This window comes from Halorubrum sp. SD612, assembly GCF_002135005.1.
The window spans coordinates 1-23,818 of record NZ_NEWI01000040.1 but is presented as its reverse complement, the minus strand read 5'-3'; the positions used below and the strand labels follow the sequence as shown (position 1 = coordinate 23,818).

Below are 23,818 nucleotides of genomic sequence, written 5' to 3'. Positions count from 1 at the left end.
CCTCGAAGGTGCTCGCGAAGAACCTCAACTACGAGTCGGTGATCGAATCGTGCGAGGCGTCGCTCGACCGGCTCGGCACCGACTACCTCGACTTGTACCTGATCCACTGGCCGAACCCCGCCATCTCTCTGCGCGAGACGCTCCAGGCGATGGCGGAGCTGCGCGAGCGGGGGCTCATCCGCGATATCGGCGTCTCGAACTTCAGCGCGTACCAGCTCAGCTGCGCGCACCACATTTCCGACGTGCCGATCGCGGTCAACCAGATCGAGTTTCACCCGTGGTTCCAGCGGCCCGACCTCGTCGACTACTGCCGCGAGACCGACACCGTGATCGAGGCCGCGGCCCCGCTCGCGCGGACCGACGTGTTCGGCGACAAGGTCGTCGCCGAGCTGGCGGAGCAGTACGACAAGCACCCGGCGCAGGTGATCATCCGGTGGGCGATCGACCGCGGCGTCGTCCCGCTACCGCGCTCGTCGACCCCGGAGCACGTCCGGGCCAACGCCGACCTCGACTGGGAGCTCGACGAGGCCGATCGGCGACGGCTCGACGGGCGCGACTGCGACGCCCCGGTGTACGACACCCCGGCCCGCGACTGGACGAGCGACGTGTACGGGATCGAACAGTAGTGGGCTCGCAGCCGCGGTCGCGGCTCAGTCGCCGAGTTCGACCGGCCGCCCGGTCTCGGCCGACTCGTAGACGCCGGCGAGCGCGCGCATGTCCGTGAGCGCGTGCTCGCCGTCGGGGTGGAACGGTTCGTCGGCCAGCAGCTGGTGACCGAAGTAGGCGAACTCCTCTTCGATCTGGTGGACCTGCTCGAAGTCGACATCGACCCGCGTCCCGCCGCGAACCACGGCGAATCCGCGGTCCTCGCGCTCGTAGAACGCCGGGTCGAGGACGAGTCTGGCGTCCGTCCCGGTGACCTCCAGCCGGCTCGCGTGCTGGGCGTTCTGGCTCACCGTACAGAACGCGTCGACGTCGTCCGGGAACTCGAGTCGGAACGAGGCGTGCTCGTCCACGTCGGCGAACGCCTCGTGCTCCGACCGGGTCCGGCCGGACACCCGGACCGGGTCCTCGCCGAGTGCGAACCGCGTCGTGTTGAGCGGGTAGACGCCCAGATCCATCACCGCGCAGCCGCCCGACAGCGAGGGGTCGAGCCGCCACTGGTCCGTGTCGCTTCCGAGTTCGCCGAGCATCGTCTGCGACATCGTCGCGTGGACGTGGATCACCTCGCCGGCGACGCCCGCGTCGAGGAGGTCGCGGAGCCGCCGGACGGCGGGGTCGGTCTGCATCCGGTAGCCGACCATCAGGGGCGCCCCGGCGTCGCGGCAGGCCGCCACCAGCTTCCGCGCGCGCTCCGGCGTCACCTCCAGCGGCTTCTCGCAGAGGACCGCCTTCCCCTGCTGTGCGGCGGCCTCGACGTACTCCAGGTGGGTCGCGTTCGGCGTCGCGACGTAGACGGCGTCGTACGCGTCCGCGGCGGCCCCCGATCGCAGTTCCTCGGGCGTGAGGCCCGTCAGGTCGCGCTGGGCGGCGGCCGCTTCGACCGCCGCGGGGTCGACGTCGCTGACGACGGTGGCCTCGGTGTACGCCGACCGCGCGATGCCGGGCAGCGCCCACTCCCGGGCGAACCAGCCGAGGCCGACGACCGCGACCCTGACCGGGTCGGCGACGGCGGCCGGGTCGAGCGTCTCCCAGTCGCGGCGCGTGAACTCGTCGAGGTACTCCGCGAAGGCGGCGTCCATGTCGCCCCCTCCGCGCGGGGGCGTCAAATAACCACGGCGACGCCGACGCGTGACGCGACCGGGCGAGTCACGGACCGCGCCGCCGTCGCGCTCGTCCGCGCCGCGCTCACCACGGCCCGTCGTAGTTCACCCGCGGCCGGTCCACGTCGATCCCGATCTCGCGGAGCGTCTCGGCCGCGCGCCGGACCGGCGCCGGGTCGGCGCGGTCGAGGGGATCGTCGGTCGCCTCGGCGAACCGGACCGTCCAGTCCCCGTCGATCACGACCGTCGCGCGCCGCGGGATGCCCGAATGCCCCTCCCACGAGTCGGCGAGCAGGTCGTACGACTCGGCGACGCCGCCGTGGAAGTCGGCGACGACCGGGAAGGGGAGTCCGAACCGGTCGGCGTACGCGAACGCCGCGTACAGCGAGTCGCCCGTGAGCGCAACGACGGCGAGGCCGTCGCGGTCGTGCCAGCCGGCGTCGCGGACCGCGGCGAGCGCCGCGGTACAGGGCGGCACGAACGTCGCGGGCGCGAGACAGAGAGCGACGGCGTCGTGCGCCTCGACCAACCGGAACAGCGCCAGTTCGGTTGCGGTGCGCTCCGCGTCGCCGTCCGGAGCCCCGCCGACCGCGGGCGCGGCGAAGTCGGGGGCGGTGTCGCCGACGGTAACCATGCGTCCACGAGGCCCGCGGCCGATAAATAGCCACCCGAGGCGGGGGCGGCGACCGCGACCGGGCCCGCGGAGCGGCCTGACGCGTGCGAACAGCCGGCTCGGGGGGTGTTTTAGCTGTGGGGCCCGGAGGGCGGTCGTGATCGGAGCCCACGCCGAGACGGCGCTCGCCCTCGTCGGCACCTACGGCGCCGTCGCGGTCTTCGTCGTCTTCGCGCTCGAAGGCGCCCTCGTCGGGAAGGTGCTGCCAGCGCGGACGCTCTTTGTCGCAGCGGTGGTCGCCGCGGGGGTCGACGCTGTGGCGGTCGTCCCGGTGTTCGCGGCGGCCGTCGTCGGGGCGACGACCGGCCAGTCGCTGCTCTTCGTCGCCGTCCGTCGGTTCGACCTGGATCCGACGGCGTCGAGGGCCGTCCCGGTCGACGCGGGGCGACTGGACGGCGCGACGCGCTGGCTCGACCGGTGGGGGCTCCCGGCGGTCGCCGCCTCGAACGCCGTCCCCGGGACGCGCGGGTGGCTCGCGGTGCCCAGCGCGAGCGCGTCGTCGGTGTCCGCGCCGCGGTTCACCGCCGCGTCGCTGCTCGGGTCGGCCGCCTACGCCGGCGCGCTCCTGGGAATCGGGCTGGCCGTCGCGCTCGGCGTCGAGAGCGCAGTCGAGCTGTTCGGCGGCGACCTCGTCGCGGCGCTGTAGCCCGGCTCCGCCCGTTTCACCCGGTCAGAGGATCGTCCCGTGCTTCTTGTCCGGCAGGTCCTTCTGAACGTCCTCGTAGAAGTCGAACCGCGCGGCGAGCTCGGCGCGGAGGTCCGAGGGCGGCACGATTTCGTCGATGGCGACCTCGCTCGCCATGCGGTGGACGTCGATCCCCTCGCGGTACTCCTCGCGGAGGCGCTCCTCCTCGGCGGCGCGCTCCTCGGGGTCGTCGATCTCGGCGAGCTTCCGGGCGTAGACCGCGTTGATCGCGGCCTCGGGGCCCATGATGCCGATCTCGCCGGAGGGGAGGCCGATGACGCTCTCGGGGTCGTAGGCCGGCCCGCCCATCGCGTAGATGCCCGCGCCGTACGCCTTCCGCACGACGACGGTCTGTTTCGGCACCGTCGCCGAGGAGGTGGCGTAGATCATCTTCTTCCCCTTCTCTAAGATGGCGTCCTTCTCCACCTGCGAGCCCGCCATGAAGCCGGGCGTGTCACAGAGGTACAGCAGGGGGATCTCGTAGGCGTCGCAGGTCCAGATGAACTCCGCGGCCTTCTCCGCGGCGTCCGGGAAGATCGCGCCCGACCGCTCCGTCGGCTGGTTGGCGACGACGCCGACCGGCCGCCCGTCGATCCGGCAGAACGCCGTGACGATCTCCGGACCGTACCCCTCCTTCAGCTCGAACACCGACTCGGCGTCGGCGATCCGGTCGATCAGGTTGTGGGCGTCGTACGGGCGGTTCGGCGACTCGGGGATCAGCTCGTCGATCCCGTCGGGCGAGAGCTTCGGCGGCTTCGTCTCGCGCCGCGGGGGCTTCTCGCCGGCCCGGTCGGGGAGGTAGCCGATCAGGTCGGCGACCAGCTCGCGGGCGTGCTCCTCGTCGCGCGCGACGAGGTCCGCGGAGCCGGACTCCTCGGCGTGGACGCGGGGGCCGCCGAGGTCGTCCAGATCGATCTCCTCGCCGGTGACCATCTCCACCATTCGCGGGGAGGCGATCGCCATCGCGGACATGTCCTCCACCATCACAGTGAAGTCCGCGAAGACGGGCGTGTAGGCGGCCCCGGCGATACAGGGGCCGTAGAGGACGCAGATCTGCGGCACCGCGCCGGAGAGCATCGAGTGGTTGTAGTAGTACTTCCCGATCCCCTCGCGGTTGGCGAAGAAGCCGGTCTGCTGGTCGATCCGACCGCCGGAGGAGTCCATCAGGTAGAGCACCGGGTTCCCCGTCTTCAGCGCCCGCTGTTGCATCCGGAGGAACTTCTCGACGCCCTTCGACGCCATCGACCCCGCCTTCACGGTGAAGTCGTTGGCCATGAAGTGGACGTCGCGCCCCTCGAACTCGGCCGCGCCCGTCAGCAGGCCGTCGCCCGGGAGGCGGTCGCCGCCGCGCTCGTTCCCCGCTTCGTCCTCGCCGGCGGGCGCGTCGGGGTGCCAGTCGTCGAACGCGGCGAACTTCCCGTCCTCGAACTTCACCCCCGCGGGGTCGCCGTCCGCGGCGCCGGCGTCGCCGGTCCCGCGGGTCCCGCCCTCGCCGCCGAACCAGAGGTCGAGGCGGTCGCGGACGAACAGCTTCCCCTGCTCCGAGAGCCGGTCGCGGTACTTCTCCGGGCCGCCCTCGCGGATGTCGGCTATCTCGGCGCGGAGGTCGCGCTCGCGGTCGGTCGGTCCGAGGTCGTCGTCGAGCGGGTAGCTCGGCTCGGACGGCTCGGCGCTGGCGACCGGCGTCTCCTCGCCCTCGACGTGGACGTCGACGTCGACGCCGAGGTGTTCGGCGAGCGACTTCGCGATCGCCGCAGCCTCCTCGGGCGTCGCCGCCGCGCCGACGTGGACTTTCATGAACGCAAGATTTGCGGTAGATCCTAAACAGTTTTCCATGCGGGATCGGCGCGAGCCGACCCGGCGGTCGACCGGTCCGGATGAGGAACGACCCGACGGTCGGCCGGTCCGGCCCGGCGATTCGGGTCGGCGGCCGGCTCAGCGGTCCGCGTCGGCGTCGGCTCGGTCGCCGAGTCCCTCGGCGACCCGGTCGAGGTGGTGACGACCGACGACGGCGACGAGGTCCCCCTCCCCGCGAAGGTCGTCGAGGCGGTCGATCATGTGCGTCTCGCGCACGTCGTCGCCGAACGAGGCGGCCCGAGACGGCTCGAACGTGTCCATCACGGCGCGGGCGCGATCGATCTGGCGGCGTTCGCTCTCGGCCTGTCGCTCGGGGGCGTCTGCCCGCCCGGTCGCGTACGAGACCGGCGAGTCGACCTCTAACCGGACCGACGTGAGCGACGCGATCGAGGCCGCGAAGCGACACCTGAGGGCGTTCTTCGTCACCGTCGCGAAGCCGTCGAGGACCCCCCGAACCGTCCCGATCGATCCACCCTCGCGGTACAGCCTCGCGGCGAGGCGACCGAGGAACGACAGGGTCGGCCCGTCGATACCGACGACGCGATCGGTGGTCGCCGCCTGAATCGCGGCGCTCGCCTCCCCGCCGAACGCCGGCGGAGTGCGGGTGTCCTCGGCGTACCGCTCGAAGAGCGGGAGCGAGAGCGGCGGCAGTTCGAGCGCGAGGACGTCGGGGTCCCGCTCCGCGACCACGCGTCGGACCCGGAAGACGCTGGCGGGGTGGTCGTGGACGACGCCGACCAGCGTAACGGTGCCCGTAGTGGTGTCGATCGAACGGAGGTGGTCGCCCGTCAGCCGCGGGTCGTCGTGTTTCGAGTCCATGTGTCTGCCGGTAACGAGGTCGTACCGGCGTCTACCCGAGGTAGGAACACGCTTCGCATAAGAATTCCTGATAACTTCGCGACGGATGATTTATATTTTCTTAATTTGAATTTATGGTTATTCGAGAACTGATAGAAGTATCTCCGTGCGGCGGAACGCCGGCGTCGGGCGCTCCGGGCCCGCGACCGGTCCGAGGCGGTGCGCGGTCCGGAGCGGTGAGGGAATCCGAGTCGGGCGTCGACGGCGGACCTGACGGCGGGCGGACCTGACGGCGGCCGGCGTCGGCCGTCGGCGGCCGGCGTCGGTCGTCAGCGCCCGGCCGGAGACGGGCCGGCCCGCTCGCGGTGCGGCGCTATTTCTTGAGCCTGACCTCGTCGTCGTCGACCGACTCGATGTCGGCCTCGTCGACGGGGTACGTCTCCTCGTCGGCCTCGCCCCAGCCGAGCTTCGATTTGATCGTGTCGCTGACGCCCGGGTCGGGGTGGACGTGCGCGCGGCTGCCCTCCACTGCGGACACCGTTCCGACCTCCGTTCCGTCTCGGTTCACGACGCGCTTGCCTTCGGCTTCTGCTGTGAGTTCCATTCGTTGGTTCCTCCGCGTGGGGTACTCGGGAGGGACCGGGCATTGTTATCAGCCCCATAGCGCCGCGTAGGCCCGGCGAAGCCGACGGGCCGCGACGCCCGTCGGACCGATCGCCGCGGGCTACCGCGGATACGCGCGGCTTACGTCGTTCGTACGGCCCGGGAGACGAGGGGTCTCCCGGTCGGACGCGAGATCACTCCCGGTCGAGCGCCTCCTCCAGCCGCTCGATCAGCGCCTCGTTGCCCACGTAAACCGGCGTGCGCTGGTGAACCGCCTCGGGCTCCACGTCGAGGATCGAGCCGGTTCCGTCCGAGGACGCGCCGCCCGCGCGCTCGACGATGTAGGCGATCGGGTTCGCCTCGAACTGTAGCCGGAGCTTCCCCTCGGACGCGCTCCGGAGGGCGGGGTAGGCGAACACGCCGCCGTAGGTGAGCACCTGGTTCACGTCGCCGACCATCGCGCCGCCGTACCGGAGCTTCAGCTCGTCTTCGATCGATCGGGCGTACGCGCGGAAGTCCGCGGGCCAGTCGGGGACCCGGCCGCCGAACCCGTAGACGGTCGGGGTCGCCGGCAGCGAGAGGTCGGCCTCGACGACGGACCTCTCGACGCCGTCGCCGTCGGCGGTGACCACTTCCTCGCGGACGCCCGTCTCGTCGGCGACGACCATCGTCGTGATCGGGCCGTAGAGGACGTAGCCGGCGGCGACGAGGTCGCGGCCGCTCGCGGGCAGCGGCGCGTCGTACACGCCGACGACGGTGCCCATCGCGTTGTTCGACCGGAGGTTCGAGGAGCCGTCGAGGGGGTCGATCGCGACGGCGAGCGCGTCGCCCGCGCCGCTCCCGACGGCGCCGCCCGCGTCGACCGCCGATTCACGCTCCTCGCTGACGAACGAGCCGACGCCGTCGACCGCGATTATCGCGTCGCCGAGGAGCTCGTCGGCGTACAGGTCGCCCGCGAGCACCGACTCGCCAGATTCGTTCTCCGTCCCGCTCTCGACGCGGCGGCCGGGGAGCGCGGCGCGGATCTCGGGGGCCGTCGCCGCGACCGCGTCGAACACCGCGTCGACGGTCGAGTCCGGTGAGGACATCAGTCGTCGCTCTCGGCGACGGCCAGCGCCTCGGCCGGGTCGGACTCTTGGAAGATCACGGCCTCCAATGCGTCGAGGATGCGCTCAGGCTCGTCGCGCTGGAAGACGTTTCGGCCGACGGCGATGCCGGTGGCCCCCGCGTCGATGGCGTTCGAGACGTTCCGGAGGAACGCCTCGTCGTCGCGCATCGTCCCGCCGGACATGACGACGTCGGCAGGGCCGGCCATCTCGACGGCGTCGCCCATCGCCTCGGCGGAGCCGGGGTACTTCACCTTCACCACGTCGGCGCCGAGCTCCAGGCCGAGCCGCGCGCCGTACGAGATGACGTCCGGGCTCGCGTCGTTGCGGAGCCCCTGCCCGCGCGGGTACGACCACATGACGACGGCCATGTCGTGTTCGCGGGCGCCCTCCTGCGCGTCGCGGAATTCCTCGGCCATCTCTACCTCGTGGTTCGACCCGCCGTAGACCGTGAACCCGACCGCGTCGGCCCCCAGTTCGGCCGCGTACTCGGCCGTACAGTTGACGGCGCTGTTCGGCTCTCCTCGCCAGAGGTTGGAGGTCCCGTTGAGCTTCAACAGGAGGTTGACCTCGTCCTCGTAGTCGGGGTAGTACGCCTCGGCGAGCCCCTTCTGGACGGCGAGCGAGGTGACCGCCTCGTGGGTGGCGAGCTCGAAGATCCGTTCCGGGTCCGCCGTGTCCGGGTTCGGCTCGAAGTCGACCGGCCCGTGTTCGAGCCCGTGGTCGTACGCGAGGATGAGCGACTTACCGTCGCGCGAAATGTCGTCGGCGGCGTGAGGAAGCATCAGTTCGTAGTTCCGTTACATACGTAAAAAGGGCTGTGGTGAAGTCGGCGGACGTAAAGAAACTTAGCGGCCGATTGAGCGGCGTCTCGGGTCGATTTTGCGCGATCGGCTTCGAAACGCGTTACTACTCGAATTGTTAATTTCTCCGGTGCGAACGCGTTCGGGCCCGGCTTTCGCAATACTTACCAGCCGCGGCGCGGCAGCGAGTCACATGCGAACGCTTTCCGAAATCGAGGTCGTCGGCGTCGTCGGCGCCGGGACGATGGGCAACGGGATCGCGCAGGTCGCGGCGTCGGCGGGATACGACGTGGTGATGCGCGACGTGGAGCGCGAGTACGTCGAGCGCGGCCTCGACAGCGTCGAGGACAGCCTCGACCGGCTGGCCGGAAAGGGCGCGCTCGACGAGGACCCCGAAGCGGTCCGCGACCGGATCACGGGGACGACGGCCCTCGACGACCTCGCGGACGCCGACCTCGTCGTCGAGGCCGTGATCGAAGACCTCGAGGTAAAACGCGACGTGTTCGGCGACCTCGACCGCGTCACCGACGACGACGTCGTCCTCGCGACGAACACCTCCACGCTGTCTATCACGACCATCGCGAGCGCGACGGAGCGCGCGAGCGACGTGGTCGGCCTCCACTTCATGAACCCCGTCCCGATCATGGACGGCGTCGAGGTCGTGGTGGGCGAGCGCACCGACCCGGCGGTCGTCGACTTCGCGCACGCCTTCGCCGAGGACCTGGGCAAGGAGACGTGGGAGTCCGACGACAAGCCCGGGTTCGTCACCAACCGGATCCTGATGCCGTGGATAAACGAGGGGATCCGCGCGTACGACGAGGGCGTCGCCGACAAGGCCGACATCGACCGCGGGATGAAGCTCGGCACGAACGTCCCGATGGGGCCGCTCGAACTCGCCGACCACATCGGCCTCGACGTGGCGCTCGACGCAAGCGAGACGCTCCACGACGAACTCGGCGACCGCTACAAGCCGGCGTACCTCCTCAAGCGCAAGGTGGAGGCGGGCGACCTCGGCAAGAAGACCGGTCGCGGGTTCTACGAGTACGAGTGACCGCGTCGGGGCGTCTGAGAGGTGGTCAGGCCGCGTCCGCGTCGCGGTCGTCGTCCGCCGTCCACCGGCGCGCGCCGGGCAGCAGCCCGACGAGCTTCGTCACGTAGCCGAACCGGAACAGCCCAGCTGCGAGAGCGCCCCGAGGACGAACACCGCGAGGAACGCGGGCGCCGAGAGGTCGAAGAGGAGGGGTTGGACGGTCGTCTCCGCGGCGGCCGTCTCGAAGCTCGCGGGCGTCAGCGACCGCGAGGCGAACGCCGCGCCGATGAGCGCCGTCGAGACCACGAGCGTCGTCCGGGTGAGGACGAACCCGAACAGCGCGCCGATGGCGACGCCCGCCAGCGTCGCGCCGACGAGCAGCGCCGTCCCCTCGACCCCCGCGGCGTCCGCCGCGTAGAAGGGGCCGACGGCGAACCGCCCGGCGAACCCGCCGACGACCGCGCCGATGCCGAGCACCGCGAAGGAGAGCCCGGCGTACGCGAGGAAGCCGCCGAGGAGGCCGCCGACCGCGACCGCGCCGGCGGTGAGGACGGCGCCGTCGACCGCGACGAGGCCGACGACGTTCGGCGCGAGCAGGTAGCCGGCGCCGGCGCCGACGAGCAGCCCCGTCAGCGTCACCGCGTAGACGGAGACCGCCGCGCCGACGAACGCGAGCGCCAGCCCCGCGAGGACCAAGCCGCCGTTGAGTGGGGTGAGCATGTCCGTACCGTGGCGCGCGCTGCTACTTAAATTGTCGCAGCCGCGAGGACGGAAAACGGGCGGCGAGCGGCGGACTCACCGCCCCCGGCTCGTCGCCCGTCGATCGATGTATCGCGTGTACCCGCCGACCGCGAGGCCGAACCCGACGACGAGCAGGACGAACCCGAAGAGGCGACTGGTCCCGACGGTCATCACCGTCAGGACGACGCCGAACAGCAGCGCGAACACGCCGGCGACGACGACGCCCACGTCCAGCAGCGGCGACGGCTGGATGGTCCGGCAGTGCGGGCAGATCCGCGCGTCGGCGGGGATCGGCTCGCGGCAGTCGACGCAGCGGAGGCGGTCGCTCGGCACGCGAGGCGGTTCGGCCGCGACCGGTTTGGCTCTGTTGACTGCGGAGGGGGCCGAGAGGACGTGTCTGCCACCCGGACGCGCCTCGGATCGTACTCGTCGGAACAGAGAACTCCGACGGGCCGCATGGTTAAACAATGTTTCCGGATTGTGAACCGAAGTGCCGAAACGGAGACGCCGCGAGGTCCTCGGAGCCCTCGCGGTGGCTCACCGCCGGTTGTATTTCCGACGACGACCCGCAGGTGGAAATTCGGGAGATAGACGTTGTGAATCTGCGGGACGAGACCGTCGGTGTCACGATAGTGGCGGAGCGAGGCGACGAGGTCGTATCCGAGGACGGGTTCCGATTCGGCCCGAAGCAAGGCGGAGCGACGGGCGGAGTGTATTTAAAAGAACGTTGGATGAGTGGTGAGGGAGACCTGGAACTCACGATATCCGCGGATTCGATCGACGAAGCCAGTCTATTCACGGAGAGCGTGGCACAAGAGAGTGAGGACGACGAGTGTGTATCCGCGTTCAGTCCGGTCGACGAGAACGGCGGAGGCATGTACTACGCCGAAGCTGAGTGTTGACGACGCGCGAAACGAGCGCCGGGTGCGGATTTCCGCCCGCTCTCCCGCTCAGTCCGCGCCGGCCGCCGCGGCCGGCTCGTCGCCGGTATCGAGCGTCTCCTCCACCTGCGTGAAGACGGCGATCAGCGCGAGCACGGCGGCCGGGCCCCGACGGCGAACGGCACGACGAACCCGAAGCCGTAGAGCCAGCCGGAGGCCAGCGGCCCCAAGGCGACGCCGAAGCCGAAGCCCATCGTGAGCACCGACAGGGTGGTCCCGGACTCCCCCTCGCGGGCGAGGTCGCCGGCGAGCGCGAGCGACGGGGCGAACACGCACGCGACCGCGATCCCTTGGCCGAGCCGGACGAGCATCATCAGCGCCGGCTCGGTCACGATCCCCTGAAGCAGCGTCGTCGGGACGAGGATGACGAAGCCGGCGAGCAGGAACGGCCGGCGGCCGATCCGGTCGCTGGCGCGGCCCACGGGGACCTGGAAGACCACGTTTGCGATCGTCACGGCCGCGAACTGCGCGCCGAACCAGACCGGGGGCTGGTCCAACCGGACGTTCACTTGGTTCTGGAGCGTCGCAAACAGGGCGATGCACGCGCCCATGGCGACGGTCGCGAGCCCGAGCGTGAACACGGGGTCGAGCAGGCGGTCCTCGCCGCGGACCCGGATCGACACGTCGTCGCCCGCCTCGGCCTCGACGTCGGCGTCGCGGACGAGCAGGAACACGAGCGTGAAGCTGAGGTACGCCCCCGCGCAGGCCGCGACGAAGGCGGCGTCGAAGCCGTCGAGGACCGGGAGCCCGACGGCGGAGAGGTCGTACGGCCCGCGAGCGACGACCGCGCCCGCGAGGACCGGGCCGAAGCCGAAGCCGATGAGCCGGAACGTGTTGTACACGCCGAAGTTGCCGCCGCGGTCGGCGTCGCTCGCGGCGTACTCGTTCACGAGGGCGACCGTGGCGGGGATGATGAGCGCCGCGCCGAGCCCCTGTATCGCCCGCAGCGCCACCAGCACCGGGTAGCTCGTCGCGATCGTGTACAGCCCGCTCGCGGTTCCGAGGAGCAGGATTCCGGCGAGGACGAACGGACGACGGGCGCCAACGCGGTCGGAGAGCCGCCCCGTGAACGGCTGCGAGAGGCTGTTGAGAAAGCCGAAAAGCGAGAGCACGACGCCGATGAGGAGCGGTTCGGTCAGCGTGACCGCGGCCGCGCCGACCCCGACCTCGACGCCGAGTAACCCCTCGATGTCGACGAGGTCGCTGGTGATGTACAGCGGGAGGACGACGATGAGAAAGGAGTTCCCGGCGGCGCCGACCATTCGCGCGAGCGCCAGCACGATCACGCGCCGGTCGGTGTCGGTGACGCCGGAGAGGAGCCCCATTCACTCTGGGTTCGGAACGGATGATAAAGGCGCTTGTGAACGGGGGGAGTCGATCCGGTTTCGGTCGCCGACGAGCGTCGAACCGCGGTCGCGGTGTCGACCGAGACCAAGCGGCTCAGGGGGTCGCCGGGGTCCGCTTGTCGACGCCACGGACCTCGAACCGCGCGCCGCCGTCCTCGCCGGTCGTCGCCTCGACCGTCCACCCGTGTGCGGTGGCGATCTCCTGAACGATCGCGAGGCCGAATCCGGTGGTGCCCGCGCCGCCGCTCTCGCCGGGTTCGAAGAGCGAGTCGGCGACCGCCGGGTCGATCCCCGACCCGTCGTCCTCGACGAAGAAGCCGTCCGAGAGGTCGCCGACCCGGATCGAGACATCGTCGCCGGCGTGGTCGACCGCGTTGCGTATCAGGTTCTCGAAGAGGTTCCGGAGGCGGTCCGGGTCGGCGAGCACCTCGCGGTCGGTCTCGACCGAGAGGGTCGCGTCCGCGGTGTCGACGGTTGACCAGCTGTCGGCGACGACGCCCGCGAGGTCGACGCGCTCCGGGTCGCCGACCGTCTCTCCCTCGCGGGCGAGCGCGAGGGTCCGCTCGACGATCGACTCCATCCGGGCGAGCGCGTCGAGCGCGGCGTCGAGGTTCTCCGCGTCGTCCGACGCCTCGCGGGCGAGTTGGACCCGGCCCTGCGCGACGTTGAGGGGGTTCCGCAGGTCGTGCGAGACGATGCTCGCGAAGGAGTCGAGCCGGTCGTTCTGTCGTTCGAGCGCCGCCTCCCGCTCTTTGAACGCCGTGATGTCCTCCTGGAAGCCGACCCAGTGCGTGACGGTCCCGTCCGGGTCGCAGATCGGGGCGATGCTCACTCGGTTCCAGAACTCCGTCCCGTCCTTCCGGTAGTTCAGCAGCTCGACGCTCGTCGGCTCGTCGGCGTCGATCGCGTCGCGGAGCTCCTGAACCGACTCCTCCTCCGTGTCCGGCCCTTGGAGGAACCGGCAGTTGACGCCGATCGACTCCTCGCGGTCGTACCCGGTCATCTCGACGAACCGGTCGTTGACGTACACCATGGGATTGTCCTCCTGCGCGGGGTCCGTGATGGTGATCCCGACCGGCGCCTCGTCGAGGGCGCGGGTCTTCGTCTCCAGTTCCGCGCGGCGCTCGCGCTCGTCGGAGACGTTTCGGAGGATGCCGACGCTGCCGTTGAACGAGTCGCCCTCGTACGGCAGCGCGGCCATGTGGTCGCGACAGGGGATCGGCTCCCCCTCCTTCGGGACGATGTCGACGCCGAAATGCTGGACGTCGGGCCCCGAAGACGAGAGGATCATGCCGAGGCGGTCCTCGGCCTCTTTGACCGCCGCGTCGTCCTTGATGAACCCGGGCTTCTGGCCGATGATCTCCTCGCGGTCGTAGCCGGTGAGCTCGGCGAACGGCTCGTTGACGAACCGGAAGACGCCGGTCTCGTCGACGACGTAGACGGGGTAGCCGAGCGCCTCGATGACGGTCGAGTAGCGCTCGGCGATCTCTTTGGTCCGGTGCTCCTCGACCGCCTGATCGACGCGGTTCGCGAGCCGGCGGAGCTGCTCGGGACCGCCCTTCTGGAAGTAGCCGGTGACCCCGGCGTTGAGCGCCTGACTGGCGATTTCTTCCGAGCCCTTCCCGGTGTACAGCACGAACGGGATCTCCCCGTGGCGGTCGCTGAACACGCCGAAGAACTCCAGCCCGTCCATCGCGGGCATGTCGTAGTCGCTGACCACGCAGTCGAAGGCGGCCTCGTCGAGCCGGTCCAAGGCTGTCTCGGGGTCGGTCACGCTCGTCACCGCCACGGAGTCGATCTCGCGTTCGAGGTACGCCTCCGTGAGGTCGAGGACCGACGGGTCGTCGTCGACGTGTAACACGTCGATCGCGGCGGGCATACGTGAACGAACGATCGCGAGGAATAAACGACTACCGACCCGGCTATCGGATCTGGATCCGGGGGCGGCGGCGACCGCGGTCCGCGTTCCACTTCCGGCGCGCGTGGCTGGTTCTTAAGACCGCGGAGCGCGGAGTCGGGATCGATGACCGGCGGGACGCCAGTCGCCGGGGAGACACTCCCGGGCGCCGGCGGCGGGGACGACGACGCGGACCGCGTCGTCTGCCACGTCGATATGGACTGCTTTTACGCCTCCTGCGAGCGGCTGCGCCGCCCCGACCTCGCGGGCGAGCCCGTCGTGGTCGGGATGGGGTACGAACCGGGCGAGTCGATCGGCGCGGTCGCGACGGCGAGCTACGAGGCCCGCGAGTTGGGCGTCGAGAGCGCGATGCCGATCTCGGAGGCCTTGGAGCTGCTCCCCCGCCGCGCGGACGCGGACCCCGACGACCCGGACGCGCCGGACCCGGCCGACACCGGCCGGTACCTCCCCGTCGACCTCGACTTCTACGAGGACGTGGCGGCCGAGGTGAAGGCGGTGCTCCGCGAGTGCGCGGACACCCGCCGCGAGGTGAGCATCGACGAGGCGTACCTCGACGTCACGGACCGGACCTCGTGGGCGGTGGCGGGGGGCGGGGCCGACGAGCAGGCGACCGATCCCCCGCCGAGCGGCGCGGCCGGCCCCGCCGCGGCGCGGACGCTCGCCGAGGGGTACGCCCGGTACGTGAAAGACCGGATCGAGCGCGAGGCCGGCGTGCCGGCGAGCGTCGGCGTCGCGCCGAACATGTCGGCCGCGAAGGTCGCCAGCGACGCCGACAAGCCCGACGGGCTCGTCGTCGTGCCGCCGGGGTCGGTCGCGGCGTTCCTCGCGCCGCTGCCGACCGCCGACGTTCACGGGGTCGGCCCGGTGACCGAGGAGACGCTGGCGGAGCTGGGCATCGAGACCGCGGGCGACCTCGCCGCCGCCGACCGCGACCGGCTCGCCGCCGAGCTGGGCGAGCGCGGGCCGGAGCTCTCCCGACGCGCCGCGGGCGACGACGACCGGGAGGTGACGCCGACCGGCCTCCCCAAGAGCCTCTCGCGGGAGTCGGCGCTCCCGACGACCGCCGACGAGCCGACGAAGCGCGAGACCGTCTCCGCGCTCGCCGCGGACGTTGCCCGCCGCGCCCGCGAGCGCGGCTGCCTCTACCGCACAATCGGGATCAAGGCGGTCGAGCCGCCGTTCGACGTCAACACCCGCGCCCGGAGCCTGCCCGGTCCCGTGGACAACCCCGACCTCGTCGAGGAGGTGGCGCTCGACCTGCTCGGCGGGTTGGCCGCGACCTGGTTCGGAAAGTGGGGCGTGCGCGTCTCCAAGCTCGACTTCGCCGAGACGGATCAGGCGACGCTCGGCGGATTCGAACCGGGGGACGGGCCGGGAGACGGGAGCGACGGCGCGGCCGACCGCCCCCGCGGGTCGGTCGGTCGAACGGCCGGCACCGACGGCGACGGCGGGAAGCTCACCGACTGGGTAGACGGGGAGCCGACCGCAGACGGCGACGCGACGGGGAACGAGGCAGAGCGCCGGACGGGGGACGGACAGGCGTCGCTCGGCGACTGGTCGTGAGCCGCGCCCGACGCGTGGATTCATGGGGCGGCCGAAACGATCCGGGGACATGTCCCTCGCTCGTCGCGTCCTCCTCGGCTCGAACTCGAACGGCTCGCCGCGCCGGTACCGACTCCTCGTGCCGCCGCTGCTCTTTGTCGTCTCCTTCGCCGCCTACGGGCTGGGGCTCTTCGCTCACGCCGGCGGGGTGGTGTTCCTCGCGTTCGACGCCGCGGCCCTCGGCGTCCTCGTGACCGCGGGCCTCGCCTATCGAGGGGCCGGGGTCGCGCTCGCGTGGCTCTCCGTCTACGGAGCGCTGCTCGGGAGCAACGCCGACCACTACCTGCTGGGCCTGCCCGGGCGGCCCCTCGCGGAGCGCGTCGCCGCGCTCCTCGGACTCGACGGGCTCGTCTTCGTCGGGGTCGAGGCCCTCGCGCTGGGGACGCTCGCGTGGGTCGCCGGGACCGTCGGCCGTCTCGCGGTCGACCGCGTCCGGGCCGCGTGACCGGCGTGGGCGTGCGACCGGATCGAACGCGCGACGGCCGGCTATTTACGCCCCGAGCAACGACCGCGATCCATGGACGATTCCGCCGACCTCGCGTGGGAGACGCTCGACAGCGACATCGACTACGCCTGCCCCGGCTTCGACGTGCGCCGGGACGAGGTGCGGTTCCCGGACGGCGAGACGGACGGGTTCCACTACGTCGACGAGCCGCCGGCGGTCGTCGTGCTGCCGCTGACGCCCGACGGCGACGTCGTCGTCATCGACGAGTGGCGACAGGCCGTCGGCCGGGTGAACCGCGGGATTCCCGCCGGGACGATGGAGCCGGAAGACGGGGCGGCGGGGGACGGCGGCCCCGCGGGCCGAGAGCCGACGACCGCCGCGGTCGAGCGCGCCGCGGCCCGCGAACTCGCCGAGGAGACGGGGTACGAGGCGGACGCGTTCGAGCGGCTGACGGCCGTCGAGCCCACGAACGGGATGGCGAACGCGGTCCACCACCACGTGCTGGCGACCGGCTGCGAGTCGACCGCCGAGCGGGAGCTGGACCACAACGAGTCGATCGCGGTCGAGACGGTGCCGTACGACGACCTGCTCGCCGCGGTCGTCGACGACGAGCTGCGCGACGGGCGGGCCGTCACCGCGGTGCTGTGGTACGAGCTGCTCCACCAGTAGGCGGTCGGGACCCGCCTTCGGCGCCGTCGCCGTTTCGGCACGGCGTCGTGGCGCCGCCGTCTCCGCGCGATATCGGACCGTCGCCGTCTCGGAACGATACCGCGCCGTCGTCGATTCCGACACGGACAACCATTTTGCCGGGCGGCCCCAACACGGGGCAATGACAGATCCCTCCAGCGGCGACCGGGCCACGGACGGCGGCGTCTCGGACGAGTTCGACGACGTCGGGCCGGACGCCGTCGGCGACGCGGACGGGTCGGGCGGGGGCGCCGGCTCCCCGGGCGTCGCGGTCGCGACGGCCCTCCTCCTCGGCGTCCTCGGCCCGGTCATCGCGCTCGCGAGCGGGGTCGCCGTCTTCGCGATCGACTCGCTGACCGGGGGGCTCTCGCTCGTCGCGAGCGTGGTCCTCACGCTGGTGTTCGGCCAGTACGTCGCGTTCGGCGGGCTCGCGGTCGGCTACCTCGCGTGGCGCGGCTTCGACCGCGAGGGGATCGTCTCGTACCTCGGCGTCCGGGTGCCGAGCCTCAAGGAGATCGGGATCGTCCTCGGCAGCTGGGTCGTGATCTTGATCCTGATCCTCGTGGTCTCGACGATCGTCCAGCTGCTCGGGACGGAGACCGCGGCGAACCAGAGCGCGGAGCTGGCGATGGGGAATCCGGCGATCATCCCGCTGTTCGTCGCCGCGTCGTTCCTCGTCATCGGGCCCTGCGAGGAGATCCTCTACCGGGGAGTCGTCCAGGGGCGCCTCCGCGAGTCGCTGCCGGCCGCCCCGTCGATCGCGCTGGCGGCCGCCATCTTCGCGACCATCCACGTGATGGCGCTGACCGGCGGGCTCTCCGCGCGCCTGACGACGATCTCGATCCTGTTCGTGCCGAGCCTCGTGTTCGGCGCGGTGTACGAGTACACCGAGAACCTCGTCGTCCCCGCGCTGCTCCACGGCCTCCACAACGCCGTGATCTTCACTGTCCTCTACGTCACCGTGACGCAGGTGGACCCGAACGAACTGCCGACGGTGCTGGGGTTCTTCCCGGTCTGACCCCGGACGATCGAGCGGCCTCAGTACAGGTCCTCTAGCGCCTCCTCGACGTGCGAGTGCTCCTCGGCCGGGAACTCGCCGCTCGTCACGGCATCCCGGTACGCCTCGACGGCGTCGACCATCTCGCCGCGCACGTCGCCGAACTGCTTCGCGAACGGCGGCGACCACTCTCCGAGCCCGACCGCGTCGTTGATCACGAGCACCTGTCCGTCGCAGTCGGGGCCCGCGCCGATGCCGATCGTCGGGATATCCAGCGCCTCGGTCACCGCGCCCGCGAGGTTCGCCGGCACGTGCTCCAGCACGAGCGCGAACGCCCCGGCGTCGGCGTGGGCGCCCGCGAGGTCGATGATCTCCTCGGCGGCGTCCTGCTCGGTCCCCTGTCGGGTGTAGCCGCCGAGCCGGTTCACGTGCTGCGGGGTCAGGCCGAGGTGCGCCATCACCGGGATCCCGACTTCGGTCATGCGACGGGTCGTGTCGACGGTGTGGGGGCCGCTCTCGATCTTCACGGCGTCCGCGTTCGCCTGTTTTAGGAGTCGACCCGCGTTGCGGACGGACTCGGCCTCGTCGACGCCAAACGAGAGGAACGGCATGTCGGCGACGACCAGCGCGTCCCCGGTCGCGCGCGCGACCGCCGCGGTCCGGCTCGCCACCTCGTCGAGCGTGACGGGGAGCGTGGAGTCGTAGCCAAGGGCGGCGTTGCCCATGCTGTCGCCGACGAGGACGACATCGATCCCCGCCTCGTCGACGATCGCCGCCGTCGGGGCGTCGTATGCGGTCAACATCGTGATCGGATCGTCGCCCTCCCGCAGTCCCCGCGTCGTGGTCATACCTCGGAGTCACCCGCGCGACGCCGTAAAATCGTCGGGAACCGGAAAGGCGGGGCGGCGCGGCCGGGCGGCGGCGCGACCCCGGTACCGCCGCCGACCGCCACCGATTTGCCGCTCGGCCGCCGAGTCGGTCGCGTGCAACCAGTCGAGCGGGCCGAGTACGAGGGGGTGGACTACGCGTGGGTGATGCAGACGACGTTCGTCGTCACCATCCTCGTCGGCGCGCCCGCCGCGGCGCTGCTGTCGACGCTCGTGACGCTGGAGACGTGGGGCGCGCGCGCCGCGTTCGCGGTCCGGATCGGCGCGCCCATCTGGTTCGTCACCGCGGTCGCCGTCGCGCTGTACGCGCGGCGCGCCGAGGCCGGCGACGGCGGCTCTGGCGGCGACGCCGACGCGAGCGTGGAACGGGACGCCGACGCTGACGCGAGCGCGGAACGAGACGCCGACGCGAGCGCGGAACGAGACGCCGACGCTGACGCCGGAGACGCCGAGCCGGAGTCTACCGAGCCGACCGACGAACAGACTGACGAGGGGGAGAAGATCGACTGACCCGCGGGCGGCGCGGTGCGAGTCGCTACTCGGCGAGCAGCTCCGAGACCCACGCGAAGTCGACGCCGCCGCGCTCGGCGGTGACCGCGTCGCTCTGCGAGTCGCCGACGAACAGGGTGTCCTCCGGGGCCTCCCCGAGGCGGTTGATCGCCGCGAGCAGCGACGCCGGGTCGGGCTTGTGGCTTCCGACGGTGTCGCGGCCGACGATCGCGCCCGAGACGAGCGCGTCGCCGAGGCCGTGCGTCTCGACCGCGATGCGGCACGCGTCCTCGCAGTTGAGCGAACAGACGCCAGCCGGGGGGTGTGGGTCCGCGGACTCGTCGTCCGCGGTCGCGGCCGCGAGTCGGTCCCCGAGCGGGAGCCGGGTCGACTCGCGGGCGCCGGGGCGCTCGTGGAGCGCGATCGCCTCCTCGACCTCGGCCCGGATCCCGTACTCGTCCGCCGCGCCGAGGAGGTCCCACAGCTCCTCAGTCGGGGGGATGAGGGCGCGCTCGGCGTACACGTCGAGGACCGCGTCGGCGACCGCGTCCCAGTCGACCGCGAGCTCGACGAGCGTCCCGTCGAGGTCGTAGACGACCGCGTCGTAGGCGGCGAACTGAGATCCGTCACCGTCGGTCACTCGCCGAACACCCCGCGGGCGATGATCGTCTTCTGGACCTCGGTCGTCCCCTCGTATATCTCCGTGATCTTCGCGTCGCGGTAGAGGCGCTCGACGTCGAACTCGGTCGTGTAGCCGTAGCCGCCGTGAATCTGGATCGCCTCGTTCGTCACCGACATCGCGGCCTCGCTGGCGCGGTACTTCGCCTTCGATGCGGCGACGCGATAGTCCTCGCCCGCCTCCGCCTGCCGGCACGCCTCGCGGACGAGCAGCCGCGCCGCCGACACGTCGGTCGACATCTCCGCGAGCTTGTGCCGGATCGTCTGGATGTCGCTTATCGGTCGGTCGAACTGCTCGCGCTCCTCGGCGTAGGATTTCGCCTCGTCGAGCGCCGCCTGCGCGACGCCGACCGCCTGCGCCGCGATGCCGATCCGGCCCTCGGTGAGCGTCCGGAACGCGGCGGAGAGCCCCTTCCCCGGCTCAGTGAGCCGGTTCGCGGCAGGGACGCGGCAGTCGTCGAAGGTGATCCCGGTCGTGTCCGAGGCCCGGAGGCCCAGCTTCTCCTCCTTCTTGCCGACCTCGAACCCCTCGGTGTCGGCGGGGACGAGAAACTGCGTGATCGCGTCGTCGTCGGGGTCGTGCGCCTCGTCGTCGACCTTCGCGAAGACGACGGCCACGCCGCCGCGCTTCCCGTTCGTGATCCACTGCTTCTCGCCGTTGAGCGCGTACTCGTCGGTCTCGGGGTCGTACGTCGCGGTCGTCGACATCTCCGCGGGATTCGAACCCGCGTGCGGCTCGGAGAGACAGAACATGCCCACCGGGCGGCCCGTCTCCGCCATCTCGGGGAGCCACGTCTTGCGCTGGGTCTCGCTGCCGAACTCGGCGATACAGGAGGTGGCGAGGCAGTGGACCGACAGGGCCGTCGCGACCGCGAGGGACCCGTGCGCCAGCGCCTCGTTGGCGACCGCGTACGTCGTCTTCCCCGCGCCGAACCCGCCGTACGCTTCCGGGACCGTCAGCCCCGTCAGGCCGAGTTCCGCGAGCCCGTCCCACACGTCCTCCGGGAACGTCTCCGTCTCGTCGGCTTCGGCCGCCGTCGGTCGGACCTCCTCGGCCGCGAACTCCTCGACGAGGTCGCGGACCGCCTGCTGTTCGTCGGTGAGCGCCGAGCCGACGCGTGCTCCGGTCATGTCACCGACTTCGGTCCCTCACCGAAAAAGGTGAGCGATCGACGGGACCGCCCGACCCGGCGTCCCGGACGGCTTCGGTACCGGCGCCGGTGACGCGCCTACTCCTCCGCCTCGCGCGCCTCCCACAGCGGGTACAGCTCGTCGCGGGGCGGCTCGGCGAGCGGCTCGCCGTCGATTCGGACGGTTCCCGCGGGGCGAGGCGGGTCCGCGGCGTCGCCCGAGTCCGCGGCGTCGCCCGAGCCCGCGGCGTCGCCCGCAGCCCCCTCGACCGAGCCGATCTCCGCGCCGCCGATCCCGGCCGCGTCGAGGGCGTCGAGCGCGTCATCGACTCGATCCGGCGGGACCGCGGCCAGCAGCGCGCCGGAGCCGAACGTCGCGAGCGGGTCGACGCCGAGCGCGTCGCAGCAGGCGCGCGTCTCGGGGCGGACGGGGACCGCGTCGCGCTCGACGGCGAAGACCGAGTCGCTCGCCGCGGCCATCTCGACCAGGGCGGTCGCGACGCCCCCCTCTGTCGGGTCGTGGAGCGCGGTCGCGGCGTCCCGGACCGCGGCCGCGTCGGGGACGACGCTCACCTCGTCGAGGAAGCCGGCGGCGGCGTCGAGCGTCGCGGCCGGGACCCCGGCCGCGCGGCACTCCTCGCGGAAGTCGGTCGCGAGGATCGCCGTCGCCTCGATCGCCGCTCCCTTGGTGAGGAGGAGGCGGTCGCCCGGCTCAGCCCCGCCGCTCGACACGAAGCGGTCCGTCGTCCCCATCGCCGTCATCGAGCAGAGCGGGCGGTCGAGCGCGTCGAGCACCTCGGTGTGGCCCCCGACGACCGCGCACCCGAGTTCGCGCGCGGTCGCGTCGACCTGGTCGACGACCGTCCGGAGCCGGTCGGGGTCGTCGTCGGGCAAAAAGAGCGTGTGCGTGAGCCACCGCGGGTCGGCCCCGCTCGCGGCGACGTCGTTACAGGCGACGTGGACCGCGAGCGTCCCGACCGACTCGGCCGCGAGCGACAGCGGGTCGGCCGCGACGACGAGCGTCTCGGCGGCGTCGCCGAGGTCGATCGCGGCCGCGTCCTCCCCGTAGGCCGGCCCCCGCGCCACCGCGGCGTCTGGCGCGCCGGTCGCCGCGAGCGCCGCGGCGAGCGCGTCGGGGCCCAGCTTGCCCGTCATCGCTTCCGGAACCACGCCGCGACGGCCGCGGGGTCGGCGTCGAGGCCGCCGCCCTGCGCGAACGTCGGGCCGCCGCCCCCGCCGCCGCCGAACTCGGCGGTTATCGCGCCGACGATGTCGCCCGCGTCGACGGCCGTGTCCTCCGCGGCCGCGACCACGACGAACGGGGCGTCACCCGCACCGATCGCGGCGAGGGCGTCGGGGCCGTCGTCCGCGTCGGCGTCGCCGCCGACGAGCGCGGTCGCCGGCTCCCGGAGCTCGTTCGGGTCGGCGTCGTCGACGGTCCCGACCGCCCACTGCGCGCCGTCGACCTCGGTCGTCGGGAGGTCGCGCAGGCGGGCGGCGAGCAGGTCCCCGCGCGCCTCGCGGAGGTCCGCCTCCAGCCGGTCGGCCTCCCCGCGGAGGCGGTCGACCGCGTCGGGGAGGTCGCCGACGCGCGCGTCCAGCGTCGTCGCGGCGTCGAGCGCGGCGGCGTGGACCGCGCCGAGCTCGTCGATGGCGGTCGGGCCGACGGCGAACTCGACGCGGGTGACGCCCTCGCCGGGGTTCGACCGGTCCAGCACCGCGATCGGCCCGATCTCCGCGGTGTTCTCGACGTGGGTCCCGCCGCAGGCGGCGACGTCCCAGGGGTCGTCCGCGTCGCCGACGGTGACGACCCGGACCGCGCCGCCGCTCATCGCACCCTCCTCCGTTTTCGTGTTGAACGCGATCCCGTCGACATCTCGGGCCGCCTCGGCCGAGTGGGTCGCCCACGAGACGGGCAGCGAGTCCCAGACGGCGCGGTTCGCGAGCCGCTCTAACTCGATCAGGTCGCCGTCGTCTAACGGCTCGGCGGTCGTCAGGTCGACGCGGACCTTCGTCTCGGAGATGTCGAAGCCGGCGTAGCCGAGGTCCTCGGCGATCCGGCGCGCGGCCCCGTACAGCACGTGGGAGGCGGTGTGTGCGCGGGCGCAGTAGGTCCGGAACGCGTCGTCGACCAAGCCCGTGACCTCGTCGCCGGGCGCGAGGTCGGGGTCGGCGTCGGAGTCGAGGGCGTGGACCACGTCTCCGCCCCGTTCGGTCACGTCGTCGACGAGGTGGCCGTCGAGCGTCCCCCGATCGGCGGGCTGGCCGCCGGACTCGGCGTAGAAGTACGTCTCGTCGAGGACGACCTCGCGGCCGTCGACGCGGTCGACCGTCGCTTCGAACTCCCGGACCGCCGGCTCGGCCGGCGCGCGTGAAGCGGTCATTGCCGGGTCGTGGGCGCGGGCGGGTAAATAGGTGACCGCCGCGCGAGTATTTATAAATGAACGGCGGTGCGGTGGCGCGTGCCTGCGAGCGGCCGCCGCCGGCGGCCGCGAATCAGCGCGCGCGAGGGACGCGGCGACCGGAGCGAAGCGGAGGGAGCCGCGAGGCTGGGGAACGTCTCCTATACACATCCGACGCTGCCGACGAAGAGGATGAGGTGAAGCTCGGTGGTGGCAGTTGCACTCAAAAGAAACACA

Annotated in this window: 23 protein-coding genes and 2 pseudogenes; 9 read left to right on the top strand and 16 right to left on the bottom strand. The window is 71.8% G+C overall.

Annotated elements, in window-relative coordinates:
- On the top strand, nt 1–626 hold a 626-nt coding region (locus tag B9G38_RS06645), incomplete at its 5' end, for an aldo/keto reductase (protein WP_086219885.1).
- Nucleotides 627–650: 24 nt separating this feature from the next.
- Here the strand turns inward: B9G38_RS06645 and gfo6 are convergent.
- Together gfo6 and B9G38_RS06635 are read right to left on the bottom strand one after the other, a co-directional pair.
- Entirely contained in the window at nt 651–1,742 is a 1,092-nt protein-coding gene (gene gfo6, locus B9G38_RS06640) for a D-xylose 1-dehydrogenase Gfo6 (protein WP_086219881.1), read from the bottom strand.
- 106 nt (nt 1,743–1,848) lie between these two features.
- A complete protein-coding gene (locus B9G38_RS06635; protein ID WP_086216124.1) occupies nt 1,849–2,397 on the bottom strand; it encodes a redoxin domain-containing protein in 549 nt (182 codons plus the stop codon).
- Nucleotides 2,398–2,533: 136 nt separating this feature from the next.
- Between B9G38_RS06635 and B9G38_RS06630 the strand changes: the two genes are divergently transcribed.
- The gene (locus B9G38_RS06630; RefSeq protein ID WP_086219880.1) at nt 2,534–3,082 is read left to right on the top strand and encodes a VTT domain-containing protein; all 549 of its coding nucleotides are present in this window, start codon (nt 2,534–2,536) and stop codon (nt 3,080–3,082) included.
- A gap of 24 nt (nt 3,083–3,106) precedes the next feature.
- On the opposite strand, the gene B9G38_RS06625 is transcribed toward B9G38_RS06630, so the two are convergent.
- The 5 genes from B9G38_RS06625 to B9G38_RS06605 all read right to left on the bottom strand — a co-directional run bounded on the left by B9G38_RS06625 (nt 3,107) and on the right by B9G38_RS06605 (nt 8,270).
- Nucleotides 3,107–4,918 carry an acyl-CoA carboxylase subunit beta gene (locus tag B9G38_RS06625; protein ID WP_086219879.1) on the bottom strand — a complete coding sequence of 604 codons (1,812 nt, stop codon included), beginning with the start codon at nt 4,916–4,918 and terminating at the stop codon, nt 3,107–3,109.
- A gap of 138 nt (nt 4,919–5,056) precedes the next feature.
- Nucleotides 5,057–5,797, bottom strand: a complete 741-nt coding sequence (locus B9G38_RS06620; RefSeq protein ID WP_086219878.1) for a hypothetical protein — start codon at nt 5,795–5,797, stop codon at nt 5,057–5,059.
- A gap of 352 nt (nt 5,798–6,149) precedes the next feature.
- Complete coding sequence (locus tag B9G38_RS06615; protein WP_086219877.1) at nt 6,150–6,380, bottom strand: hypothetical protein; 231 nt, start codon at nt 6,378–6,380, stop codon at nt 6,150–6,152.
- 193 nt (nt 6,381–6,573) lie between these two features.
- A complete protein-coding gene (locus tag B9G38_RS06610) occupies nt 6,574–7,467 on the bottom strand; it encodes a class 1 fructose-bisphosphatase (protein WP_086219876.1) in 894 nt (297 codons plus the stop codon).
- Nucleotides 7,467–8,270 carry a class I fructose-bisphosphate aldolase gene (locus B9G38_RS06605; RefSeq protein ID WP_086219875.1) on the bottom strand — a complete coding sequence of 268 codons (804 nt, stop codon included), beginning with the start codon at nt 8,268–8,270 and terminating at the stop codon, nt 7,467–7,469. Before B9G38_RS06605 ends, B9G38_RS06610 begins: the two co-directional genes overlap by 1 nt.
- Before the next feature lie 211 nt (nt 8,271–8,481).
- On the opposite strand from B9G38_RS06605, the gene B9G38_RS06600 reads away from it, so the two are divergent.
- Nucleotides 8,482–9,339 (top strand): 3-hydroxyacyl-CoA dehydrogenase family protein, encoded by an 858-nt coding sequence (locus B9G38_RS06600; protein ID WP_049930162.1) that lies wholly within the window; start codon nt 8,482–8,484, stop codon nt 9,337–9,339.
- Between the two features lie 25 nt (nt 9,340–9,364).
- Here B9G38_RS06600 and B9G38_RS06595 read toward each other — a convergent pair.
- A pseudogene (locus B9G38_RS06595) lies at nt 9,365–10,038 on the bottom strand (phosphate ABC transporter permease).
- 75 nt (nt 10,039–10,113) lie between these two features.
- Nucleotides 10,114–10,392: a zinc ribbon domain-containing protein gene (locus B9G38_RS06590; RefSeq protein WP_086219874.1), complete on the bottom strand. Its 279-nt coding sequence runs from the start codon at nt 10,390–10,392 to the stop codon at nt 10,114–10,116.
- A gap of 134 nt (nt 10,393–10,526) precedes the next feature.
- On the opposite strand from B9G38_RS06590, the gene B9G38_RS06585 reads away from it, so the two are divergent.
- Nucleotides 10,527–10,961 (top strand): hypothetical protein, encoded by a 435-nt coding sequence (locus B9G38_RS06585; protein WP_233127166.1) that lies wholly within the window; start codon nt 10,527–10,529, stop codon nt 10,959–10,961.
- A gap of 48 nt (nt 10,962–11,009) precedes the next feature.
- On the opposite strand, the pseudogene B9G38_RS06580 reads toward B9G38_RS06585, so the two are convergent.
- Both B9G38_RS06580 and B9G38_RS06575 read right to left on the bottom strand, forming a co-directional pair.
- Nucleotides 11,010–12,325: pseudogene (locus B9G38_RS06580) on the bottom strand (MFS transporter).
- A 115-nt stretch (nt 12,326–12,440) separates the two neighbouring features.
- Nucleotides 12,441–14,225 carry a PAS domain-containing protein gene (locus B9G38_RS06575; RefSeq protein WP_086219873.1) on the bottom strand — a complete coding sequence of 595 codons (1,785 nt, stop codon included), beginning with the start codon at nt 14,223–14,225 and terminating at the stop codon, nt 12,441–12,443.
- Nucleotides 14,226–14,369: 144 nt separating this feature from the next.
- Here B9G38_RS06575 and B9G38_RS06570 point away from each other — a divergent pair, with 144 nt between their 5' ends.
- The 4 genes from B9G38_RS06570 (at nt 14,370) to B9G38_RS06555 (ending at nt 18,016) form a co-directional block, all read left to right on the top strand.
- Complete coding sequence (locus B9G38_RS06570) at nt 14,370–15,827, top strand: DNA polymerase IV (protein WP_086219872.1); 1,458 nt, start codon at nt 14,370–14,372, stop codon at nt 15,825–15,827.
- A gap of 49 nt (nt 15,828–15,876) precedes the next feature.
- Entirely contained in the window at nt 15,877–16,311 is a 435-nt protein-coding gene (locus tag B9G38_RS06565; protein ID WP_049930149.1) for a hypothetical protein, read from the top strand.
- Between the two features lie 72 nt (nt 16,312–16,383).
- Nucleotides 16,384–16,980 (top strand): NUDIX hydrolase, encoded by a 597-nt coding sequence (locus B9G38_RS06560; RefSeq protein ID WP_086219871.1) that lies wholly within the window; start codon nt 16,384–16,386, stop codon nt 16,978–16,980.
- Between the two features lie 160 nt (nt 16,981–17,140).
- A complete protein-coding gene (locus B9G38_RS06555; protein WP_049930147.1) occupies nt 17,141–18,016 on the top strand; it encodes a CPBP family intramembrane glutamic endopeptidase in 876 nt (291 codons plus the stop codon).
- 20 nt (nt 18,017–18,036) lie between these two features.
- Here B9G38_RS06555 and panB read toward each other — a convergent pair whose 3' ends face one another.
- Nucleotides 18,037–18,843, bottom strand: a complete 807-nt coding sequence (gene panB, locus B9G38_RS06550; RefSeq protein WP_049930146.1) for a 3-methyl-2-oxobutanoate hydroxymethyltransferase — start codon at nt 18,841–18,843, stop codon at nt 18,037–18,039.
- Between the two features lie 135 nt (nt 18,844–18,978).
- Between panB and B9G38_RS06545 the strand changes: the two genes are divergently transcribed.
- Nucleotides 18,979–19,392 (top strand): DUF5822 domain-containing protein, encoded by a 414-nt coding sequence (locus B9G38_RS06545; protein WP_086219870.1) that lies wholly within the window; start codon nt 18,979–18,981, stop codon nt 19,390–19,392.
- A 25-nt stretch (nt 19,393–19,417) separates the two neighbouring features.
- On the opposite strand, the gene B9G38_RS06540 is transcribed toward B9G38_RS06545, so the two are convergent.
- From B9G38_RS06540 to B9G38_RS06525, 4 genes are all read right to left on the bottom strand, one after another.
- Nucleotides 19,418–20,011, bottom strand: a complete 594-nt coding sequence (locus tag B9G38_RS06540; protein ID WP_198945662.1) for an HAD family hydrolase — start codon at nt 20,009–20,011, stop codon at nt 19,418–19,420.
- Nucleotides 20,008–21,180 carry an acyl-CoA dehydrogenase family protein gene (locus tag B9G38_RS06535; RefSeq protein ID WP_086219869.1) on the bottom strand — a complete coding sequence of 391 codons (1,173 nt, stop codon included), beginning with the start codon at nt 21,178–21,180 and terminating at the stop codon, nt 20,008–20,010. The genes B9G38_RS06540 and B9G38_RS06535 overlap by 4 nt, the downstream gene beginning before the upstream one ends.
- Nucleotides 21,181–21,278: 98 nt before the next feature.
- A complete protein-coding gene (locus B9G38_RS06530) occupies nt 21,279–22,334 on the bottom strand; it encodes an AIR synthase family protein (RefSeq protein WP_086219882.1) in 1,056 nt (351 codons plus the stop codon).
- Entirely contained in the window at nt 22,331–23,563 is a 1,233-nt protein-coding gene (locus B9G38_RS06525) for an alanine--tRNA ligase-related protein (protein ID WP_086219868.1), read from the bottom strand. Before B9G38_RS06525 ends, B9G38_RS06530 begins: the two co-directional genes overlap by 4 nt.
- Nucleotides 23,564–23,818 lie beyond the last annotated feature (255 nt).

Excerpts from the sequence above, each read along its gene's own strand:
- gfo6 (WP_086219881.1), bottom strand. The coding sequence starts at position 1,742 with ATGGACGCCGCCTTCGCGGAGTACCTCGACGAGTTCACGCGCCGCGAC.
- B9G38_RS06635 (WP_086216124.1), bottom strand. The coding sequence starts at position 2,397 with ATGGTTACCGTCGGCGACACCGCCCCCGACTTCGCCGCGCCCGCGGTC.
- B9G38_RS06625 (WP_086219879.1), bottom strand. The coding sequence starts at position 4,918 with ATGAAAGTCCACGTCGGCGCGGCGGCGACGCCCGAGGAGGCTGCGGCG.
- B9G38_RS06620 (WP_086219878.1), bottom strand. The coding sequence starts at position 5,797 with ATGGACTCGAAACACGACGACCCGCGGCTGACGGGCGACCACCTCCGT.
- B9G38_RS06615 (WP_086219877.1), bottom strand. The coding sequence starts at position 6,380 with ATGGAACTCACAGCAGAAGCCGAAGGCAAGCGCGTCGTGAACCGAGAC.
- B9G38_RS06610 (WP_086219876.1), bottom strand. The coding sequence starts at position 7,467 with ATGTCCTCACCGGACTCGACCGTCGACGCGGTGTTCGACGCGGTCGCG.
- B9G38_RS06605 (WP_086219875.1), bottom strand. The coding sequence starts at position 8,270 with ATGCTTCCTCACGCCGCCGACGACATTTCGCGCGACGGTAAGTCGCTC.
- B9G38_RS06600 (WP_049930162.1), top strand. The coding sequence starts at position 8,482 with ATGCGAACGCTTTCCGAAATCGAGGTCGTCGGCGTCGTCGGCGCCGGG.
- B9G38_RS06585 (WP_233127166.1), top strand. The coding sequence starts at position 10,527 with ATGTTTCCGGATTGTGAACCGAAGTGCCGAAACGGAGACGCCGCGAGG.
- B9G38_RS06575 (WP_086219873.1), bottom strand. The coding sequence starts at position 14,225 with ATGCCCGCCGCGATCGACGTGTTACACGTCGACGACGACCCGTCGGTC.
- B9G38_RS06570 (WP_086219872.1), top strand. The coding sequence starts at position 14,370 with ATGACCGGCGGGACGCCAGTCGCCGGGGAGACACTCCCGGGCGCCGGC.
- B9G38_RS06565 (WP_049930149.1), top strand. The coding sequence starts at position 15,877 with ATGTCCCTCGCTCGTCGCGTCCTCCTCGGCTCGAACTCGAACGGCTCG.
- B9G38_RS06560 (WP_086219871.1), top strand. The coding sequence starts at position 16,384 with ATGGACGATTCCGCCGACCTCGCGTGGGAGACGCTCGACAGCGACATC.
- B9G38_RS06555 (WP_049930147.1), top strand. The coding sequence starts at position 17,141 with ATGACAGATCCCTCCAGCGGCGACCGGGCCACGGACGGCGGCGTCTCG.
- panB (WP_049930146.1), bottom strand. The coding sequence starts at position 18,843 with ATGACCACGACGCGGGGACTGCGGGAGGGCGACGATCCGATCACGATG.
- B9G38_RS06535 (WP_086219869.1), bottom strand. The coding sequence starts at position 21,180 with ATGACCGGAGCACGCGTCGGCTCGGCGCTCACCGACGAACAGCAGGCG.
- B9G38_RS06530 (WP_086219882.1), bottom strand. The coding sequence starts at position 22,334 with ATGACGGGCAAGCTGGGCCCCGACGCGCTCGCCGCGGCGCTCGCGGCG.
- B9G38_RS06525 (WP_086219868.1), bottom strand. The coding sequence starts at position 23,563 with ATGACCGCTTCACGCGCGCCGGCCGAGCCGGCGGTCCGGGAGTTCGAA.